This is a genomic window from Sulfitobacter sediminilitoris (genome assembly GCF_010667575.1).
Classification (GTDB): Bacteria; Pseudomonadota; Alphaproteobacteria; order Rhodobacterales; family Rhodobacteraceae; genus Sulfitobacter; species Sulfitobacter sediminilitoris.
In genome coordinates this window covers 1-19,953 of record NZ_JAABNT010000032.1, presented here as the reverse complement: position 1 = coordinate 19,953, position 19,953 = coordinate 1, and the positions used below count along the sequence as shown (strand labels likewise).

Below are 19,953 nucleotides of genomic sequence, written 5' to 3'. Positions count from 1 at the left end.
ACGCCAATCACCGCCAGCTCGGACAGGTCTTCTACATTCTTCATACTCATAGCCACTTCTCCTTCTTCTTTGGGTAAACCATCTCAGGTTAACCCACCGGGGGAAGCAGCCGGTTCATCCCATTAGCTGACTTTCACAAACGCGAATTTTTGCCTGCCGCAAGTACTCGTAGCGAGCGGGTTCAATTCTCCTCATCTTGACACGCTGCGATCCGGGGCAACAAAGCCAAGAAGGAACTCCGGGGCGCGGAAAAATCGAACTCCGCATAGCGAAAAAGCATCAACAAGCACTCCACTGTTTTCGTCTCACCCCTGAGATTCGCACAAAGTTGCTTTTTGCCATTTCGAAATACATTGTAGGACAAGGGAGAACGGAAATGCGCATTGGAAAAGCCGGTAAGGCAACGACGTCCATCTCAACGGCGACACATGACTCGATCACGGTGCGGAACCATGATCTCGTGAATGACTTGATGGGAGGCGTGACGTTCACTGAGTACTTCTACCTACTCACTACAGGGCGCAAACCAACGTCCGAGCAGTCCTTCTTTCTAGACGTTCTTCTGGTATCCATCGCCGAACATGGCTTGGTCCCGACCAACCAGGCGGCCCGCATGACCTACGCCGCAGATCCGGACTTTTTGCAGGGCGCGGTGGCCGCCGGATTGCTCGGATGCGGCAAGGTCATTCTTGGCACTACGGAAGTTGCCGGGCAGTTCCTGCGGGACACCCAGTCGAGGATTGCAGACAACAAAGAGTCTTTGGACGACATAATCTCCCAGTTGCGCGATGAGGGACGCCGCATTCCCGGCTTCGGACATCCGATCCACAAACCCGTGGACCCACGTGCACAACGCATTCTTGGCCTCGCAGAGGACAGAGGAGTTGCAGGCACCTACTCAAAACTTGCTCGCGACATTGAAGACGCCATTTCCCGCCTCTGGCCGAAGCCCCTGCCGATGAATGTATCATTCGCCATTCCTGCGGTTCTCCTCGATCTGGATTTTCCGCCGACCGTATTGAAGGCTGTTCCAATACTGGCCCGCACCGCGAGCCTCCTTGCCCACCTTGCCGAGGAAAGCGAAACGCCGATCGGTTTCACGCTCTCCCACCACGCCGAAATGGGCATCACCTTTGAAGCAACGGGCTCGTAGGAATGAGCCAAGCCAGGAACCAAAGGTCGCTCGACGATCCCGCTTATCGAACACAGCTTCGGTATCTCTTCGAGCACTCCGAATTCTACCGGAACAAACTTTCGGTAGCAGGAATAGACACACCCGAAGCTGCCGGCGAGCTCGAAGATATCTCCCGGCTGCCGTTTACGGAAAAGGACGAACTCCGTGCTTCGCGAGATGAAGATCACCCGATCGGACGCCACCTCGCTGCCCCGATGACGGATGTCGTACGAGTGTACTCGACGAGCGGCACCACGGGAACGCCCAGCTACATTCCGCTAACTGCTGGCGATCTCGCGAACTGGGTTGAAATCTCGACCCGATCCTACGGAGCAAGCGGTTTGGCAAGGGGCGAGCGCATGGTCACCACGTACAACGCCGGGCCTTTTGTGGCGGGCGTGACGCTGGATGCCTTTGCCAAGCTTGGGGTCTGTCACATTCCAGTAGGCGCGGGCAACACGGAACGCCTGATGACCGCGGTTCAACTCCTCAAGCCAACGGTTCTCGGGTGCACGCCATCCTATGCATTATACTTGGCAGAATGGGCTGTCGAACGTGGCATCGATACGCCTGGGTCCTCGATCAAAAAGATACTTGTCGCAGGCGAGCCCGGCGGTGGAGAGCCGGCGATGAGACAGAGAATCGAAGAGGCCTGGGGCGCGCGCGTGACCGAGGCCATGGGAATCGGCGACATCTCTGTGTCGCTCTGGGGCGAATGCGCGCATCAGGATGGCATGCATTTCTCGGGCGCGGGGTTTGTTCACTATGAACTCATTGATCCGGAAACCGGCGCCACCCTTCCGATTGAAGACGGCGCAGAGGGCGAGTTGGTCTACACCCATCTCAATCACAAAGCGGCACCGCTTCTTCGGTTCCGGTCGCGGGACCGCGTGCGCCTGAGTACCGGAGAGTGCCCATGCGGACGTGACACGCCGCGTGTCCGATGCATCGGACGAACCGACGACCTGCTGATTGTGCGCGGCGTCAACGTCTTCCCATCCGCAGTTAGGGATGTGGTTGGAAAGATCGGTGACGGCGTCAGCGGCATAATCTCGATCCGACCATCGATCAAGGCTGTCAAACAGGCACCACCGCTCCCGGTGGTCGTCGAGCTGGCCAAAGGCGCGGAAGCCACGACGGACCTCGCTGACCTTATCCGTAAGCGGATTAGGGATGAGTTGCTGGTGACAACCGATGTGAATTTGGTGCCATTCGGCACTCTACCGAGAACCGACTATAAATCGAAACTAGTAGACTGGTCTGGTTCACGTTGAACCGGAACACGGGAGGGCAAAGCATGGGAAACAGCAACGATCTGAGAAAGATCCAAACGCAGGGTGTCCATCACATAACGATCATAGGTGCAGACCGGCAAACATCGATCGATTTCTGGGAAGGTGTACTGGGTATGCCGTTCGTCTTCGACCAACCCAATCTCGACAATCCGAACGAAGGTCACATTTACTTCGATCCGGGCGACGGTCGCTTAATCACAATCTTCACGAACGAAGAGCGCAAACCTGACGCGACCGCCGTTCCGGAAGACACAGGGTCGCTTCACCATCTTGCGCTGAACGTCGGTCAGGCAACGTTCTGGCAGGTGCCCGCCCGTCTCGACGCACGCGGCGTCAAGCACTCTGGCCCAGTGGATCGTGGCTTCATGGATTCAATCTATTTTCGCGATCCACTTGGACTTCGGATCGAACTGGCTTCCTATCGTTTTGAGCCCCCCGAAGGCTGCAGACACGCGGACGTCATGATCGAAGCACACCGCATCCGGGTGGCGCGCGGAGACCACCACATAGACAAGGAACATCTTGCCGACGCTATCGAGCTTCTCGTTTCCCGTGGTCAACAATCCTTGTCGGATGACCGTTCGGCAAAAAATCCCTACGCCTGAGCGGTTTTCGAACATGTCCAGAGACGAAGAACGACCGCCGGCAACGGAGCTGCGTTGGGGCCCTGTCGAGGCGCTCGGCTCGCTGCTCCGGAACGTCATTCGTTCTCCACGCCAATTGGAATGTGTCTGTTATGACTGATCTTGCGACAAAACCTTTGGATGAACTGCGCCTCGACGAAGCTGCCCGACCAGAGGCGCCTCTAGTGCCGGAGGCAACCGACCTACACCGTCGTCAAGGGCGACAACTCGCTGCAATCCACAGTCATTATTTGAGGGAGATGGCCCAAATCGGTGCGGTCTTGGCCCGGATCGAAGCAGGGGATGCTCCGCCCGAGCATCTGAAGCGGATGGTGCTCTCACTCGATATGGCCGAGAATTTCCGAGCGTTCGGATCGCTTTGCGGGCGCGAATGCCAGGTGCTCAAATTTCATCACGACATTGAAGGCGCCGATATGTTCCCCCGGATCGAGGCGGCAGGTGGAGGCATGTTTCGCGAGATCGTGGCGAAGCTGAAAGCAGAGCACGAGGTCGTACACGAGTTGATCGTCAGACTTGATCGCGCAGCAGATGCCTTAGCAAAGGACCCCTCCGAAACAAACTTCGCTGAGGCCGCGAAAACGTTTCGGAAGCTGGAAGAGGTCGTACGTTCCCATTTCGGCTATGAGGAAACGGAGTTGGCGGAGGCCATCGGGTATTATCTCGGATCGATCTAATGGCGTCCGCTTCGTCCGGAGGCTGTGTGAAAACTATTTGCGCGGCGGCAAAACGACAAAAACAGCAAGATTTGCAGCCTCTCTCGTTGAGCTGAGCCACAAACACCTCGCTTCGGGAAAATGAGCGGCACCAAAAGGGAGCGAATTTCGAGTTTTCACACACCCTCTCCGCGTTCCCGACCTTGGTCGCAGGCAGGAACATGTCTGGTCTGGTCAAGAATTACTCTAATATTTTTACTAGATGACCTCAACATCGGGTGGAGCTTTGTCGTCGTGATCACCGTCCTCTTTTGGTTTTGGAGGCACGCCGCCTTGTGGTGCGCTTGGATCATCGCCTGACGGGCCTTCATTGTCTGTTGATGATGGCCCGTATTTTTTTTCCATCTCACGGCGTAGTTCCGTTTGGTCATCTCGCTTTGAGAATTCTGCGAGCGCATTCGGTACGCCATTGATCGGCATGAAGCCGCGTTTGCGCGAGTGCATCCCGAAGGTGAATTGCGGCAGATTGAGAATCTCGTCGGCCTTGACTTGCATGCTGCCCGCAAACTTGGAGGCGTCTTCGCGGAAGGGTGTCCAGATGATTTTGGTGGCCGTGTTGACCATAAGCGCGTCTGAGATATTCGAGCCGCTTTTCTTAGCCTGAGAGATGCTCTGGTGGGCGAGAATTAGACCAATGTTTGCTTTGCGAGCCTGCTCAAGCATGTCTGAAACTGAGGCATCAAAATACTCGTGGGCTTCGTCCGCAAACAAATACACGGGTCTCATGCGGTGCCCGTCGGCGAAGCGCCGGTGCGAAGCCCGCAGGATCATCGCAATGAACAGCCGTCCGAAGACGGCAGAGGCCGCTTTGTCGAGCATCGGTTTGTTGGTGTCGATCAGGATTAGCTTTTGATTAGCCAACTCATCGAACATGTCGATTTTGTTTTCAGTGGCCGCGAACATCCGGCGGAAGGTCGGATTAAGCAGTAAGCTGTCGATCCGGCGGCGTATGGCTTCGCGGGTTTTCCGATACTCCGGGGAAGGGTAATCTACATCAAAGAAACGCTTCAGATTTGTATCAAGCTTCGCGAGTTCATCGGCGTATTGCTCCTGACCATTCTCGGCCAGGATATCCATGAAGGTATAGATGTTGCCGCCCTTGATGCTGATCACGAGCTGGATCACATATTGGAAGATCGTCTTTTGCGGGTTGGTAAAATCAGCGCCCATCATGCCTTCGAGCACGAAACTGAGCAGCCCGACGGTCTTGTTGATCAGCGTCTCACCCTCGATGCCAAGCCGTTTCATGTCGTCATAACCGACATCGAAGAGGTTTAGCGCGAGCTCATATTTGGGCGTGATATACGTGGTGTCGGGAATATAGAGCGCCGCGAGCTTATCAGTCAGCTGTGTCTGACTGTCGATCACCACCACACAGCAATCTTCGTCAGACCGTAGGTCATGCGCGATGATATTTTCGATCAGGTTGGTCTTGCCCGACCCTGACGAGCCCAACAGGTAGGTGTGATACATCCGGTCTGTAAGCCCGACCATTTCATCGACGTTTGCCAAGGGCAGCAGGGGAGTGTCTTTGAGATAGCGCCATGCATAGTCGTCATGTTTGCAAGCGGTCGGCATGACCTCGTTTTCCGCGCGGTAGTTTTCGTTGATCGTGTCGACCAGCGGTTTGAACAGGTCGTCCTCATTCACAAACCGCAACATCATACGTTCGATCTCCGCGCGACTGCGCTGGCGTGTCGAACGAAACATGCTGCCACTTTCGTCTTCGTTTGTTTGGTATTCCGACAGCGCCCAGATAAGCTGGCGCTCAAATTCCTTGAAATGGTCGGGATGGGCGTTTTTGATAAAACGCTCCAGCTCATCCTGATAGCGTGCCAGTTTGATCTGGTCATCGCCAATGGGGGGAAGCACAGGAGGGCGCAAACCCTCCTGTTTATGAAGTTCTTTGGCAATGCGGTGCAGCTGGCCATCGACGATACCCACGTCGATCAATGACCGCTCAAGCGCGTCCATCGATGGCGAGAGACGCCGCGCTTGGGCATAGAGCGTTTCCGTTCGCGCGCGCGCTTCACGCCGTCGCTTTTCAGGCAGGTGGACGTTGTTGAGGTAGTAGAGAATGCCAGCACCCGTCAAACCAATGGGTACCACCACCATACCAACAAAAAAGGTGACAAAAGCAATAACACCCAACATCAACCCGAGGCCAATGAAGCCCCCCAGCATTTCCGCAATGTCATCGCCCATCAGAGTTCAAAGCTCGCCGTCTCTTGCTCGACTTCAGCGTTGGCGACGATCCAACCTTTCAGATTGACGAGACCGCCTTTGACGGCTTCCTCATACTCTTTGGCTTCTACCGGTGTGCCGAGGAAATAGACGTCTTCACCCTTCATCAGTTTGGTGACCGTCAGGTTGAAGTTCAGGGAATCTCGACCGCTGACAGCCGCCTTCAAGAGCTTTGAGCCAAGTCCTTTGTTTGCGTGTTTTTCAATCTGCGCATCGGACATGTCAGAGGGATACCCACGCTCCAGAACGATATCATTTTCGAGCTGCCGTTCTTGGATCACAGCCAGTTCTTCGCTGTTGAATTCAACGTTGACCGCAACCCCGTGGTGCGTGGTCTTGCGGATCATGCCAGTGGATTTCTGGACGTGGTTGATGCTAACTTTCATATCTAATTTCCTTTAATTAATCGGTAGGTTTTGTGATCTGCATGATCTCTACTCAGCCAGCCATCATGCAGAAATTTTTGGCGTAGTTTGTCGAGCGTAGAGAAACGGTAAAATCCGTGGAAACTGCGCGGCAGTGCTGAAGCCGCTGCCCGCATATTCGCGATCCTTTGGTCGCTGTTGGTGATGGTCAAAAGATGAAATCCTGAAAATGTGCCGAGGTGTTTGTGACGCCTGGCCACACGGCCGCTGCTTAAATAGCGGTCATACTGCGCAAGTTTGTCAGTGAAGGTTGTGACATCGTCATCACCTTGCGCGGTCGTCAGGCGGGTTGTACCGAGGTCGACCTCGATCAAAAACAAGGCGCGCTTTCCAGTCTGAAGGTGCTCCACCGCAAAGCCCGCATCCGGAACGATCCTGTTTTCCGGGCACGGAGGATCGGCAACAAAATCAGTTGTCTCTTTGCGCCACTTAGCCCCAATCTTTTCTCGCCGATACTCTACCAGCGTGCCAGCCAAACGGTAGTCTTTGAGCGACTGACAATCGCGCTCGACATAGGCCAGCACATCTAACGTTGCGACCCGGTGATACATCAATGGCGACCAACGACTGTTGATGTTGATTTGGCTGTAGGGCGCGACGGTGCGGCCCACGGCCTCCATCTCTTCAGACAGCACCCGATGCCCGCCTCTAGTCAGGTAGTACATTTTGGGCGTTTTGCCGTAGCCTCGAATGCCAGTATTGCCGAAATGGGACAGTGCTTTGTGCCGCTCCAGACGCAACAGCATTTCAGACGCCGACTTGTCTTTGAGACCAACAATCGTCGCCACCTGATGTACCGAAAGATAGCGGTATACCGATATTGAGGACAGCGCCGCCAAGGTCACATCCGTGACCGTCAGATCAATTAATTTGGCCAAAATAGCTTTCTAAAAATTATGTCTGAAATCGTGCCGGATTTCCAACCGATCTGTAAAGCTAAAAATAAACAATGAATACAGTGGGGTAGGGGGTGGTGCACTGTGCGAGATATAGGCTTCACAGCACTATATCCCTCCCACCGCCCATGTTCCGCAGTGTCATCTGGTGATTTGCGGCGTGTTTTGTCGACGGGTGAGGTGATCGCATGGCGTATACTAAGGTCATGAACCTGACGACACATCACGACACAGTTTTGGAAGGCACAAACAGCAGATTGCTCGACGTCGGGATCGAAGAACGCATTCTACGGTCAGTACACCTGATGGGAAAACCAACCGCCGCTCAACTGCAGAGACTTCACAGTGGGGAAGTGAGCACCTTGCAGCGCATGCAATCAATACTGAGACGATTGTCTTCCGGCCGGAGCGAATGTTGAACGTCATCAACCCAATCGACATCGCTAACCCCATCCGGTCCTTGCCCTATGTCTACCTGGAGACCACCAGATCCCGCCGCTTGATCGAACAGGTCTTTGGCGTGCCATACCGACGCGTGCCGCCCGTGCCATCACGCGACTGGCGTTTTCTTCGGCATGACGTTGAGATGTGTGACGAGTTGGTCGCCTTTGAGCTCACAGCCAAAAAGCTGGGCGTACCATTTGGCTACCAGCCGCACATCGATGCAGACAGCAAACACATCTACCCCAAGGTCACGATCTATTGGGATGGCCTGACCTATAAATTGCGCCCACAGCCGGACAAGACGCTCATCATTGGCGACACGCACTACATCCTGGAGCACGACTGCGGGGAAGAGACAATCGAGTGTGTAAACATAATTCGCGACGCGACGATTGGGCGGAAGCATTTGGTGTATGATGCGTTGTTCCGCTCGCAGGCAATGAAGTTGCAGGGATGGGAAAAAACAAGTGTGTTGTATGTGATTGACGGCAAAAATGGGAGTAAAAATACAGCGCGCAAGCGGATTAAAAGCTGCCTGGAGAAATTTCCTATAGGGATCAATCCTGTCAGGCTTCACTTCGTGGATCGCACGACTTTCCTTGAAAACAAATGCGATGTCTCGCTGTTGTCGTGGGTGCGCGGCGATGGCGTGGTCACAAAATTGCATACGGACAAAAAACCGTGACAAAATCTCCATGCTAACAACGGTCATATTCGGACGGTTTCAAACCCACAACCCTTCAGTGTGAGCGGTTAGGTTGAACGTCAGACAGCTCGATCCGCTCCTATGACCGCTGAGCGGAAATAAGCTGCCTGATGCGAGTGCAGCAAATCTTGCCGAAGCATTGCGACCAATCTGGCAATCCATTCGCGGCAGTGCAGCGCGGTTTCTCCAAAGCGGACGCTCACAGCCTCCCAAATCGCCAAAACCCAATCCGGCCGTTCGCTGCACCGGGGGCCGATGTCTCACATGCGGACGAAGCCGCCTGATGCCAGTGCAGCGAAAATCACCTCGATTGCTCCTCCGTGTCACGGTTTGCCCGCGGCGGCGCAGCATGATTTCCCGAAACCGGACATTCAAAACGTGCAAATGGGACAAAACCAAATCCGGACGTTCGCTGCACTTGGCATGTATGTCTCACATGCGGACAGAGCGGCCCGATGCAGTCGCAGCAAGATTTCTCCCGAACACGCCAATCAACCCTCGCCATTCCAGCATCAGATCTGCAGCGGCGCGGCGTGACTTCACGGAAGCCGCCATTCCCGATCAAGCGAATACCGAAGATCAAAGCAGCCACTCCCTGTCACAAGACCGAAGCCGCGTGAGACATCCGTCTTTTCAATTGCGTGTCAGCCGCTCCAAAGGCCATTTGCGTTGAAATCACGTCAGCCCGTGATGTGGAAGCCGTGATCGCATCCAAAGATGTAGTGGCAGATGGGCAGAGCATTGTGGAATGTGCATGCTGCGAGGAAAAGCAGAATTGCTCCTCCAAGCGACGCAATGATGTATCTGTGATTGCTTTCAAGAAACGCATTGAACATAGCCATGGTGTTCCTCCTTTTCATCTCCCCGAATCCGAGTTGCCGACATTTCGTCAACCACCCGGCGGGGCCGTCACTTCTTCACTAGGTTCTTTCCGCTGAACACGCCCCAGAGTATCGCCAGTCCACAACCGATGATCAGAAACGGAGCGAGTGGCCAGGATATCCCGAACAACTCCCACAAACCGCCGATCAGGAACATCAGGCCGACGACAATCCAGAATCCTTCGATCTTTAGATTCAAGCGCCAACGAACCACCGTTGCGCCCAGGATGATAACGGCGACGCCGATCGGACCCCATGCCCAGCCGAAATCCAGCAAGGACGCGAAACCGACCCAGATCAGGAAAACCGCCCATCCGATGGCATCGAGCTTTTTTGAAAGTGCTTCTTTTTCGCTCGCTATCGGATGATCTTCAGCATTTTTTGGTTCATCGGCCATTGCATATACTTCCGATTCTTGCATTCGAATTGCGCGCACAAACAGCGCCGATTTAATTCGACTGTTGTTTGTTGTGGAATTGAGATCCGATCTTGCGAATGAAACTCCCCATCATCAGCATCATCACCCCAAGCAGGATGAGCGCCGCCGCAATGAGCCAAACAAGAATCCGAGGCTCGATTACAACGAGAACACCAAGCACGATGAAAAGAAGTCCCGGAAGGACGACTGCGACACCGGACGGGGGTTTCTTCATCATTCCCTCGCAGGTTGTTGCCATAGGACATGTCGGTAAGGGTTTTGTTGATGGGTCAGGCATTGCTTTCTCCTCTCTCACCAGAGACATTTTGCGCGCAATCGGGAGAAGAAGCCTTGATTTGAGTCAAAGGTTGCACCAAGCAATACTGCCTTTTTGGGCTGTTTGTTTTTCCATACGGAGCGATCTGGTCCGCATTGCGGCCATCCGACGCCAGGACAGAAACCTCCGGTCAGAACTTCCCGGAGAAAAGGCCGTATTTGGCGATGCAAACTGAGTGACGAGATTTCAGTGGGTCGGGGTGCCAGAAGCCCGAGGTAAAATCTGGTCGGTTTTGGCAGGTTTCTGTCCCGCAGCGCAATTCAGGTTTGTCCCACCCGGTCATTGCTCATCTAGATTTCGCCGCGGTTTTCCCGAATGGCCGCTTGTTTCGCCGCGCTGAAGCAGGAACTTTCGCGGCGTCGCAGCAGGGAAATTTCTGCGAGCGCTCGCAGTGAAATTTTGACTGGTTCGGGTTGGGCTCGGTGCCGTCGTTCCATCACCGTTCGTCTAACAACCGCTTCCAACCGGCGAATGTCCGGGCATCGGGCCACGCCGCTGAAATCGTTGAAACATCTGCATTTCGGGAACGGCGGCTTTCGGGACGTGGTTCAAACTTGACCCTCTGCATCGCCGCAAGACCGCTTCGAGCCCAGAGCCGCCGGATTGAAATCGCGCCCTTCGCTCATGCAGCAAAAAAGTTACCTTGATTGATCCAAGCGCTGCGCTGCAACGCAGCCTTAAAAGCGGCCATTCGTTGTGGGCGCAGCAAAGCTTGGAGGGTCTATGACCGAGTTGCGGACAAAGCGGAATTTCGATCTCGGTCGAGGTGTGCCGTTGTGATCAGGCAGAGGTATTCCGCAGGGTATCCGTGGCAGTGTAAAGTTCCGAGACGTATTTATCTTCAATCCCGAGGATTTCGAGGCGCTCATACATGTCTGACAAGTAGTCAAAATTGGTGCCAAACATTCCCTTTGCTCGCGCGATCATCTTCGCTTGATCCTCGAGCAGGATTCCAGGTTTAATCTTCTCGTGATCGCGGTTAGCCACGAAGCTCAGTGCCTCTATGGGCCCGGACGCGGTGTCCAAGCTGAGCCAAATTGGACGATAGACCGGAGCAAGCATTTCGCGTCTAAACAGGACAAATGTCTCATACTCTAGTTTCTCGGAACCCACGCGAAAGGCGAGACCTTCACAACTGCCGCCCTCATCGATTGCTAGCATCAATCCGGGCTCATCCATAGAGCCGCGGCCCCCCTCGTCCCACAGGCAAAAGCTCCGCTGGTGTCCACGGCAATGTGCATGGCGGACTTCGTCAAACTCGATAGATGGATCCCACATGAGTGAACCATAGCCAAAAACCCAAAGGTCTTGGTTCCAGCGGCCCTCTAGCCAATCGCGTCGCTCGGCGTCTCGGACTGCGCATGGAGTTCGCCAATCCGAAGAAAATCCAGCTTTCTCTCCATGAGCGTCGATAACACTAAGGTCCAAATTACGGAAAAATGACTCTTCTGCGGGTTTGATCTGTCCACGCAGTTCTGGGTGAAGGTGGAACGCGTCGCTATCGGGCAAAATGTTTCTCCGGTTGGGCACGCCAAAATATCATAGTGCGGAATAACTGTGAGTTTGTGCAAATGCCCGCCATCCGTCAATGATGGATAGGGCTCGAAGCGGTCTTGCGGCGATGCAGAGGGTCAAGTTTGAACCACGTCCCGAAAGCCGCCGTTCCCGAAATGCAGATGTTTCAACGATTTCAGCGGCGTGGCCCGATGCCCGGACATTCGCCGGTTGGAAGCGGTTGTTAGACGAACGGTGATGGAACGACGGCACCGAGCCCAAAGCCGCCGGATCAAAATCCCGTCCTTCGCAAGTGCAGCAACAAAATCGACTGAAGCCATCAGCTGCATCGCAGCGAGAAAAGCAGACATTGGTCGCGACCGCAGCGAATTTCAGGGGGTCTATGACCGAGTTGCGGACTTTCCGGACTTTCGCCGCAATCGCGCCAATGGCAGCTATCGTTCTTTAGGGGTGAATGTCGCGCGCAGCGCAGCTTGAGGCGAGGACTATCGCGATCCAGTTGACGTCGAGTGTAAGTCCACGTTCGGCTAACCAGTTCTTCTGGACATGGTAAGCGGCGTGCTCTTTGGCTGCTTCGCAATAAAAGTGCTTACCGCCCTGACGGTGATGAACGAGTTCGTGCAGCAGCACGGCAACGTCCTGTGGGTTTTCCGCGCTCCACGGACGGACCAACGAAATAGTTCCGGTGTCAGGGTCATAAAGTCCCCGCGGTATGCTGCCGATCATGGATGCCATCTCGCTGGGTTCTATCACATCCTGGGAATCCACAAGTTCGATGTTTGCAGGTATGTCTGCCGCCGGCAGAGCGGTTGTGGTGTCGATCCAATGATTAAGCTCATCAGTAAGCCCGGCTTGGATGGAACGGGGTTCGGCTCCGGCAATGCTTGAAAAGGCAATAAGAAGTTGGGCGGCCACGGCAACTGTGGCGCGTTTGGTGAAGAGCATGGCTCCCTCCGTCTGGCAAGTGTTGATTTGTCAGAAGCCTAGCCAACAGGTATGTTTGACTGCAAAAGGTAGTAATTCACCTCCTGATGAGGAAAATTCACTTGTGAAGAAACGACGGCTCCCTCCGTTCTCGGCCGTGAAGGCCTTCGAGGCTGCGGCCCGGCACTTGAGCTTCAGGGCTGCCGCGGATGAGCTCTGCCTAAGCCCTTCGGCAATCTCGCACCAAATCCGAGCTCTTGAGGATTACCTTGCAACGGCACTCTTCCGGCGTGAGGGCAATCGGATCAGTCTGACGGGCACAGGCCGCGACTATGCAGGGCGACTGTCGCAGTTACTGGATCATCTAGATGACAGCACGCGCGCAGCGCGGGCTGGAGCGGACGGGCAGACCTTGCGGGTCCTGTCCACGCCCGGATTTGCCGCTCGCTGGCTGGTGCCGCGAATGGCAGGGTTTGAACACGCGCAGGCAATCCGGCTGCACATCGCTGAGGGAGCACCTTCTACCAAGTTTTCAACCAACGACGCCGATATCGTGATCAAGTGGCGCGATGATGCGGAAGAAGACGTCGATGTCGTGCCCTTCATTCATTCGGCGCGTTACCCGGTCGTGTCGCCTGCCCTACTTGAGCGCGAAAGCATATCCCACCCGCGCGACTTACTTCGTCTGACCCTGTTTCGGGATGAAGTTGACGATCAGTGGCCTGCGTGGTTTCGCGCTGCTGGCGTTGTGGCCGAACTTGCAGAGGGCGATCCGATCTATCCAAATTGCGAATATGCCTCCACTGCCGCTGAGGCAGGCTTGGGCGTGTCGCTGGCCTATGAGGCGGTCGTGGGGCCCACAGTGGCGGAAGGCCGTCTAGTGCGTTTGTTCGAGGCAACGACGATCCCCTTTACAATCTACGCCATTGCAACCGAAGCGGTACGGCGACATGACCCGCTTATCCGCGCATTCCGAGATTGGTTACTGGCCGAGGCGAGGCATCATTCCGCTAATAGCACACCAATCTGCGTGGCCGAGTAACCGTCCACGCTGACATTCCTCGGCGCGGCAGCTGTCGGCTTCGTTGGAACGCCAGAGTTTCTATGCGGTTTCTGTAGATTTCGTCGGCAAAGAAGTTATCGGCTTCGAACCAAAGCAGGCATTCGTTTTCGCCGCAGCATTGAACGTTAAGGGCTCGAAGCGGTCTTGCGGCGATGCAGAGGGTCAAGTTTGAACCACGTCCCGAAAGCCGCCGTTCCCGAAATGCAGATGTTTCAACGATTTCAGCGGCGTGGCCCGATGCCTGGACATTCGCCGGTTGGAAGCGGTTGTTAGACGAACGGTGATGGAACGACGGCACCGAGCCCAATGCAGAACACAAAAATCCACTATTATCGTCGCTTGGTCGCAACCTACTCTGTCGCTACATATGAGCGCGGACCGTCGATTTCGCCATCCAGATAGGCATCTCGAACGGCATCCTTGATCTGTTTTTTAGTTTGGCGGGTTGGTCCCGGAAGCCAGAAGGAAGGTCATATCCGCATTAACACCGCCTTGGCCCGAAAATTGTCCAATGCAGTCCCTGATTTCGGTCCAAGCCACATCGCGTTTTTCGTCGTCTAGATCCGCCAACACTGCGCGATAGGCACCAAATGCCTCCTGCATCATGGTCAGCGCGTCCCCGACCGATGCGATGGACATCCGGGCGACGACCTGCTCGACCCTAGTGTCGATATACCCGGCCGCTTGGAATAAGTTCTCTAGTCTCGCAGGGTCTGACAGTGCAAACAGCCCTGGTGAACCCGGCGGCGGCGGGGTCTTCCCGGCATGTTTTAGTGCGATCATCATGGTTTTTGAAAACAGCAGGTTGTCCTGCGGCGAGGCCACCACAAGAACAGCGAGGCGCCCGTTCTCCACCAAGACGCTTCGCACGGCCGCGAGCGCGTCTTGAGGCGACTGGAACAGCATCAGACCGAGTCGGCAGGTTGCCGCATCGACGCGCAGCCCACTTTCGGAAAGATCTTCCGCTGGTCCGTGCAGTGTTTCGACATTGCTAAGTCCCGCGTCGGCGGCGTTTGATTTCGCAAAGATCAACATCTTCTTTGCGATGTCGTTTGCGACAACCCGGCCAGTCGGCCCAACACGCTTCGCGGCTTGAATCGTCTGGCTGCCTGCGCCACAGGCGAGGTCCAACACCTTCATTCCCATTTCTACGTTGGCCGCATCCAGCATTTGTTCAGTAGCCTCGGCGGCGGCTCCCATTAAAGCGGATTCCCATTTTGCCCAGCCCGGAGCGGCTGAATCCCAAATGCTCTCATTTTCATGTTTGCCATCTCCGGCCATCGCCCGAATCCTCACATTAGGTGCGACGTCAGACTACACGACACTCCACGTTGCGCAAAAACTCTGCGAGGCCGGCACTGAGGATAAAGACGTGTCGTCCGCGCAAGGTTCAGAACCTCACGATGGATTGTTACAAATAGTTGGCGACCTTGTCCGCATGGCGTTCGTTCACCGAGTTAGCGAGCGCCGAAGCGCAGCGAACGGGTGCTTTGTCCCGCATGTGAGACATCCGTAACCGGCGCAGCGTACGACCGGTTTGGATTTTGGCCAATTTGTACGAGTTCAATGGCCGCTTTCGGGAAACGGTGCTGCGCCGCCGCGACCAATTCATCGACTTGGCCGCCGCTCAGCTGCAAGTTTCTCTGCACGTGCATCAGGCGGCTTCGTCCGCAACTCGGTCATAGACCCTCCAAGCTTTGCTGCGCCCACAACGAATGGCCGCTTTTAAGGCTGCGTTGCAGCGCAGCGCTTGGATCAATCAAGGCAACTTTTTTGCTGCATGAGCGAAGGGCGCGATTTCAATCCGGCGGCTCTGGGCTCGTCTCGGTCATCTGAGCGTTTTGCTCAGATGTCTGCAAAACGTCTGATACCGGTCACTTGGCGCTGGTCGGCAGCGAAGCAGGGTCCACTTTTGATTTGCACCGACCGCTCCTACCAACACCGGCCATCCGCTGCGGTTACATCGGATGTCTCAGATGCGGACAAAACGGCCATTGGTCTTGTTCCCACCTGGGGCAGTGATCGGCCCAATACGGAACTTGCTCATCTGTGCGGTATATGGCTGTTCCGAGTTCAAACTGGACGAATGGAGGCCATCCAAACAAGTAAAAAACCTATTCTCAGAATTACTCACCGATGCATATCGAGCCGCGCGATTGGACGATGAAGTATTCTCGGATAGCTTAGGAATCAATCGATATTGCGCTTCATAGCAATTTCAATGTCGCCGAAGTTTGGGAAGTATGCACCACCATCCATGTCAAAAAACCCTGCTCTTTGATAGACTTTATGGGCAGCCTTCATATCTTTTCGGCTACGTAAAACGGCTCGCTTATAACCTGCGCTTTGAGCGTTAATCAGGAGAGCTTGGACCAACCGATCGCCAACGCCGTGCCCCCTCCACTTTGGGAGAACCCATAGCCGGGTAACCTCCAGACTGCGACGATCACTGCGAAACCCAGCGATACACCCAGCGATCTCTCCATCTACGTACGCCAAGAAAATGGCACCGTCCGGTTCGCTGTATTTTCCTGGTAAATTTGCCAGCTCATTGTCCAGCTTAGCAAAAACGGGCGGACGATCGCCCTTAATAGGGCTGGACGTCGCCACTGCCCATGACACGAAATCGCGAACCAGAACCCGGAAGTCTTCAAATTGCGTTGGTGTGCTTGCAGCGAGTATTGTCACCATTTTTTCCGCTCCATTTTGGTATGGCTCGCACAACAGCGGTAATTAGACGATACCAAAAGACTTATTTCAGTCGATTTCCTCAAAAAGAACAAGTGTTCATTATGCTACACGAGGCGAACGGCTGCCTCGTTGCGACTCCAGTCGTTCGTGCACATCGCAGCGAAGGTGGGTTCTCCGCCGTTTGTGACTGATGTTGCGCTCGATACGGATGTCTCAATTGGGCTCAAGGTCATCCGAGTCTTTTCATCAGATGACCGGAAAGATGCCGTCCGCTGCCACTCATGACTGGCTTGCGCCGCGGCAACGTCCGCTTTCGCGCTGCAACGACCGCTTTTGCCAATACCGGCCACTCGTTTTGACTGCGTCTGATGTCTCAGAAGCGGACCGAGCCGTCATTTGGCTTAGAAGACCGGTCGGCTTTCGCTCTTGCGTCCATCACGTTTGAAATGTCGGCCTCCGGATGTCTGCGACAGCGCTGATCTAGAAGAGATCTAACCGCTCTCAGAAGATGTCTTGCGCCTTCGCGCAGGGACCCCAGGTTGCAGGGTCGGGGAGACCAGCGCTCGACCATGCTTCCTGTAGCACACGTGAGTCCTCGGACCGCGTACGTGGCAGATCGTCAAGGATTTCGAACCATGGCACTCGGCTCTCCATCCCATTGTGGGCCGCCGGTGCATAGTCCTGTGGGTTGTCGAGACTGGTGGTGAAAATCACCAGGTGTGCCGCTTCATGCGGGCGCATCATATGGTAGACGAGGCTGGACCCACATACAGCACAGAAACCTCGCCGAGCGATCGGGGATGAGGTGAAGTATTTCGGCTCGGCACCAGTAAATCGCACTGAAGACGCCGGAAACGCCGTATAGGCGCTCATTGTCGAGCCGGTAAACTTTTGGCAAATCCGGCAATGACAATAACCAGAACTCAGTGCTGGCGAGTTGATCTCGTAGCGAACTTCACCACACAAACAGCCGCCGGTAACCAGCGTTTTTTGCAACGCGTCCTGGTCCAGATCCATGAACCCGCCCAATGCACCGCGTTTCGCGCGTGTCAAATAAACATGCAGCGGCGCGTCGCTCTTCTTGAGTTTCTTGTATCCCGCATCGTCGAATTCTATATCAATTTTGCCACGTATCTGTGCCATGACCTCGCCAGAAATAGCGATTCCACCCGGCTCGGCGAGAGCTTCAAGACGGGCTGCGGCGTTGACTCCATTACCCAGCAAGTCGTCACCCTGTACCACTACGTCGCCGACTGACACACCGACGCGCAACCTTAGTTCATCAGCCGCTGCGACAGGCTTCCTAAGAGCCATCGTGCGCTGGATACCTATGGCGCATTTAACGGCTTCTAATGTGCTCGAAAACTCCGCTAAGAATCCGTCACCCAAGGATTTGAATAGCCGACCCCGGTTGGCATGAACCAGCATCTCGACGACGTCACGGCGCATATGCTCCACCTGCTCCAAAGTCCCGCGTTCGTCTTTGTCAACCAAGGCTGCGAACCCGACCACATCAGTTGCCAATATTGCTGCCAGTCTGCGTTCCATGTTACCTCCGCGTGTTGGTCCGGGCTCACCCTATCGCAGTTGAGTTCCTCCTCCTATCAGGAGATGAAAGTCAGGCAGCCAACTTTTGAGCTTTGGCTTATTGTGACAGCCAGGCCTGAAATTTTGCATCAAGATCGTCTCGATAGTCTGCCCACCATTCATAATTGTAAATGAAGGTATTGTGCGCATTGCCCGGATCGGTCGGCATGTGCCCGGCCATGTCTACGCCCAGTTCAGCGTGTTTGCCGACCAACGGCGCGGAGGAACGTCGCGCTGGCCCGTAGGGGATATACTTCGCCTGATCAGCAAGCCGCTGCGTATCCGTCGCAAAACGCACGAAGTCCAATGCGGCTTGCTTGCGCTCTTCATCTAATTTTGCAGGAATTACCCAGCCGTCGAGATCGAAGACCTGCGCGTCCCAGAGCATTGCTACCGGTTGGCCTTGTTCCTCGATTACTGAAAAGAGCCGTCCGTTGTAGCCTGATCCAAAGACCACCTCAGCATCGGCCAACAGCTGAGGCGGTTCGGCGCCCGCCGTCCACCAGACGACCTGATCCTTGATTTCCGAAAGCTTCGCAAAAGCTCTGTCCTGCCCCTCTGGCGTTTCGAGAACATCGTACACGTCATCTTTTGGAACTCCGGAACACAAGAGTGCCCATTCGAGATTGTTAATCGGTCGCTTCTCAAGTGTCCGCTTTCCAGGAAAGGTCTCAAGGTCGAAAAAGTCACAGACATCGTCTGGTTCGACACCCTTCCAATCAGCTACATCCGTGCGGTATCCGAATGCAGTGGAGTAAACGACTTGAGGGATGAAGCAGTCCGACACAAGCAGATCACCGAAATCCTCGGATGCTAGTGTGCCGTCTGGTGCAGGCGGAAGCATTTCATCGTGGTCGATCTCCATCGCAAGCCCTTCGTCGCAGAGACGGATCGCGTCGGATGCAACCACATCAACAAGGTCCCAAGTGGTATTGCCCGCCTCGGCCATGGCGCGAAGCTTGGCAACAGCTGCGGCTGAACTCTCATCCCAGATGAAACTGACATTGGGGTGTAGCGCCGCGTAGGGCTCGGCATAGGCTTTCTGCTGGCTCATCTGGTAGGCGCCGCCCCAGGATACAAGGGTGAGTGCAATTGGATCATCGGCGAATGAAACACTAGCGGCGAAAGAGGTTGCGATCGCTGCTCCTAATACGGAGTTCCTATTCATGTTACATCGCTCCTTTAGTTGACCTGGGCATCGGTCTTTGATTGTTCTCAAAGAAAGTATGGTAGCCGAAATCGCTGGTATTTGGGAGATAGCCTATTGGAACAATGAATTGACTCTTCTACCGATCGACTGAGATCAAGTCGACATGACGTTCTTTTTGACATGGAACTCGGTCAATCGCGCTGTTAGCGCATGTCCGGATCGGGCTCGAAGCTGCCTTGCGGCATCGTAGTGTGGGACGACGCGCCGCAACCGGTCATTCGGGTTCTTGTGTAGATTCAGCCGGTCAACACGGTGTCGACGCATGGCGTGGGAGGGACGGATTGAGGAAAGCTCATGTCTAAAAGCCAACTCCCAGCTATCAAACCGAAGAGCACGCCCTGGAATAAGGGACGGCTGGTCGGTCAGAAACGCCCGTTGCTCCCGAAACAGGTCTGGGCCATCCGTGCCCGCCTCGAACTCGCAAGCGTTCTCCGAGATCTGGCGCTGTTCAATCTGGCGATCGACAGCAAACTGCGGGGCTGCGACCTTGTCCGGCTCAAGGTCTCCGATCTTGTTGTCGGAAACAGGGTGCGCGACCGCGTTACCGTGATCCAGACCAAGACAAACAGACCAGTGCAGTTCGAGGTGTCTGAAAACACACGCGACTCCATCTGGAATTGGGTTTGCAGGTCCGAGATGCGCGGGTGCGTCTGCCTCTTCCCGCGCCAGCCAGTCGCCGAAGCTGAAGCCGGGCCAGTGATGGGGGCGCATCAGCACGACATTTGCGGCCTGAACAAACAACATGCGCAAGTATCGGCTTCCGCGCTTTGAGCATGGCTCCAGAAC

At 55.0% G+C, this 19,953-nt stretch carries 18 protein-coding genes and 1 pseudogene; 6 read left to right on the top strand and 13 right to left on the bottom strand.

Annotation, left to right across the window (positions count from 1 at the left end; translation table 11 throughout):
- The first annotated feature begins 376 nt into the window (after positions 1 to 376).
- The 4 genes from GV827_RS21905 (at position 377) to GV827_RS21890 (ending at position 3,787) form a co-directional block, all read left to right on the top strand.
- Positions 377 to 1,153 carry a citryl-CoA lyase gene (locus GV827_RS21905; RefSeq protein ID WP_164356225.1) on the top strand — a complete coding sequence of 259 codons (777 nt, stop codon included), beginning with the start codon at positions 377 to 379 and terminating at the stop codon, positions 1,151 to 1,153.
- Between the two features lie 2 nt (positions 1,154 to 1,155).
- Positions 1,156 to 2,448: a phenylacetate--CoA ligase family protein gene (locus tag GV827_RS21900; RefSeq protein ID WP_164356224.1), complete on the top strand. Its 1,293-nt coding sequence runs from the start codon at positions 1,156 to 1,158 to the stop codon at positions 2,446 to 2,448.
- Positions 2,449 to 2,489: 41 nt separating this feature from the next.
- Positions 2,490 to 3,074, top strand: coding sequence for a VOC family protein (locus GV827_RS21895; protein WP_164356227.1), 585 nt, complete (start codon positions 2,490 to 2,492; stop codon positions 3,072 to 3,074).
- 278 nt (positions 3,075 to 3,352) lie between these two features.
- The gene (locus tag GV827_RS21890; protein WP_204326037.1) at positions 3,353 to 3,787 is read left to right on the top strand and encodes a hemerythrin domain-containing protein; all 435 of its coding nucleotides are present in this window, start codon (positions 3,353 to 3,355) and stop codon (positions 3,785 to 3,787) included.
- 237 nt (positions 3,788 to 4,024) lie between these two features.
- Here the strand turns inward: GV827_RS21890 and GV827_RS21885 are convergent, their stop codons facing one another.
- From GV827_RS21885 to GV827_RS21875, 3 genes are read right to left on the bottom strand one after another with little or no spacing between them, the layout of a single operon-like run.
- Positions 4,025 to 6,031: a type IV secretory system conjugative DNA transfer family protein gene (locus tag GV827_RS21885; protein WP_164356220.1), complete on the bottom strand. Its 2,007-nt coding sequence runs from the start codon at positions 6,029 to 6,031 to the stop codon at positions 4,025 to 4,027.
- Complete coding sequence (locus tag GV827_RS21880) at positions 6,031 to 6,456, bottom strand: hypothetical protein (RefSeq protein ID WP_164356211.1); 426 nt, start codon at positions 6,454 to 6,456, stop codon at positions 6,031 to 6,033. The genes GV827_RS21885 and GV827_RS21880 overlap by 1 nt, the downstream gene beginning before the upstream one ends.
- 2 nt (positions 6,457 to 6,458) lie before the next feature.
- A complete protein-coding gene (locus GV827_RS21875; RefSeq protein ID WP_164356209.1) occupies positions 6,459 to 7,373 on the bottom strand; it encodes a replication-relaxation family protein in 915 nt (304 codons plus the stop codon).
- A gap of 433 nt (positions 7,374 to 7,806) precedes the next feature.
- On the opposite strand from GV827_RS21875, the gene GV827_RS21870 reads away from it, so the two are divergent.
- Positions 7,807 to 8,520: a hypothetical protein gene (locus GV827_RS21870; RefSeq protein ID WP_164356207.1), complete on the top strand. Its 714-nt coding sequence runs from the start codon at positions 7,807 to 7,809 to the stop codon at positions 8,518 to 8,520.
- A 701-nt stretch (positions 8,521 to 9,221) separates the two neighbouring features.
- Here the strand turns inward: GV827_RS21870 and GV827_RS21865 are convergent.
- The 5 genes from GV827_RS21865 to GV827_RS21845 form a co-directional block, all read right to left on the bottom strand.
- Entirely contained in the window at positions 9,222 to 9,383 is a 162-nt protein-coding gene (locus GV827_RS21865; protein ID WP_164356205.1) for a hypothetical protein, read from the bottom strand.
- A 67-nt stretch (positions 9,384 to 9,450) separates the two neighbouring features.
- Positions 9,451 to 9,819, bottom strand: coding sequence for a hypothetical protein (locus GV827_RS21860; protein WP_164356203.1), 369 nt, complete (start codon positions 9,817 to 9,819; stop codon positions 9,451 to 9,453).
- Positions 9,820 to 9,871: 52 nt separating this feature from the next.
- The gene (locus tag GV827_RS21855; protein WP_164356201.1) at positions 9,872 to 10,138 is read right to left on the bottom strand and encodes a hypothetical protein; all 267 of its coding nucleotides are present in this window, start codon (positions 10,136 to 10,138) and stop codon (positions 9,872 to 9,874) included.
- Between the two features lie 819 nt (positions 10,139 to 10,957).
- Positions 10,958 to 11,686 carry a gamma-glutamylcyclotransferase gene (locus GV827_RS21850; RefSeq protein WP_164356199.1) on the bottom strand — a complete coding sequence of 243 codons (729 nt, stop codon included), beginning with the start codon at positions 11,684 to 11,686 and terminating at the stop codon, positions 10,958 to 10,960.
- A gap of 450 nt (positions 11,687 to 12,136) precedes the next feature.
- A complete protein-coding gene (locus GV827_RS21845; protein ID WP_164356197.1) occupies positions 12,137 to 12,637 on the bottom strand; it encodes a DUF6647 family protein in 501 nt (166 codons plus the stop codon).
- A gap of 136 nt (positions 12,638 to 12,773) precedes the next feature.
- On the opposite strand from GV827_RS21845, the gene GV827_RS21840 reads away from it, so the two are divergent.
- Positions 12,774 to 13,658, top strand: coding sequence for a LysR substrate-binding domain-containing protein (locus tag GV827_RS21840; RefSeq protein ID WP_328823199.1), 885 nt, complete (start codon positions 12,774 to 12,776; stop codon positions 13,656 to 13,658).
- A 453-nt stretch (positions 13,659 to 14,111) separates the two neighbouring features.
- Here GV827_RS21840 and GV827_RS21835 read toward each other — a convergent pair whose 3' ends face one another.
- From GV827_RS21835 to GV827_RS24160, 5 genes and pseudogenes are all read right to left on the bottom strand, one after another.
- Complete coding sequence (locus tag GV827_RS21835) at positions 14,112 to 14,960, bottom strand: class I SAM-dependent methyltransferase (protein ID WP_164356193.1); 849 nt, start codon at positions 14,958 to 14,960, stop codon at positions 14,112 to 14,114.
- 909 nt (positions 14,961 to 15,869) lie between these two features.
- A complete protein-coding gene (locus tag GV827_RS21830; RefSeq protein WP_164356191.1) occupies positions 15,870 to 16,370 on the bottom strand; it encodes a GNAT family N-acetyltransferase in 501 nt (166 codons plus the stop codon).
- Positions 16,371 to 16,871: 501 nt separating this feature from the next.
- Complete coding sequence (locus tag GV827_RS21825; protein ID WP_164356189.1) at positions 16,872 to 17,918, bottom strand: GFA family protein; 1,047 nt, start codon at positions 17,916 to 17,918, stop codon at positions 16,872 to 16,874.
- A 97-nt stretch (positions 17,919 to 18,015) separates the two neighbouring features.
- Positions 18,016 to 19,125, bottom strand: coding sequence for an extracellular solute-binding protein (locus GV827_RS21820; protein WP_164356187.1), 1,110 nt, complete (start codon positions 19,123 to 19,125; stop codon positions 18,016 to 18,018).
- 708 nt (positions 19,126 to 19,833) lie between these two features.
- Positions 19,834 to 19,953 (bottom strand): annotated as a pseudogene (locus GV827_RS24160) (IS110 family transposase); the annotation flags it as partial.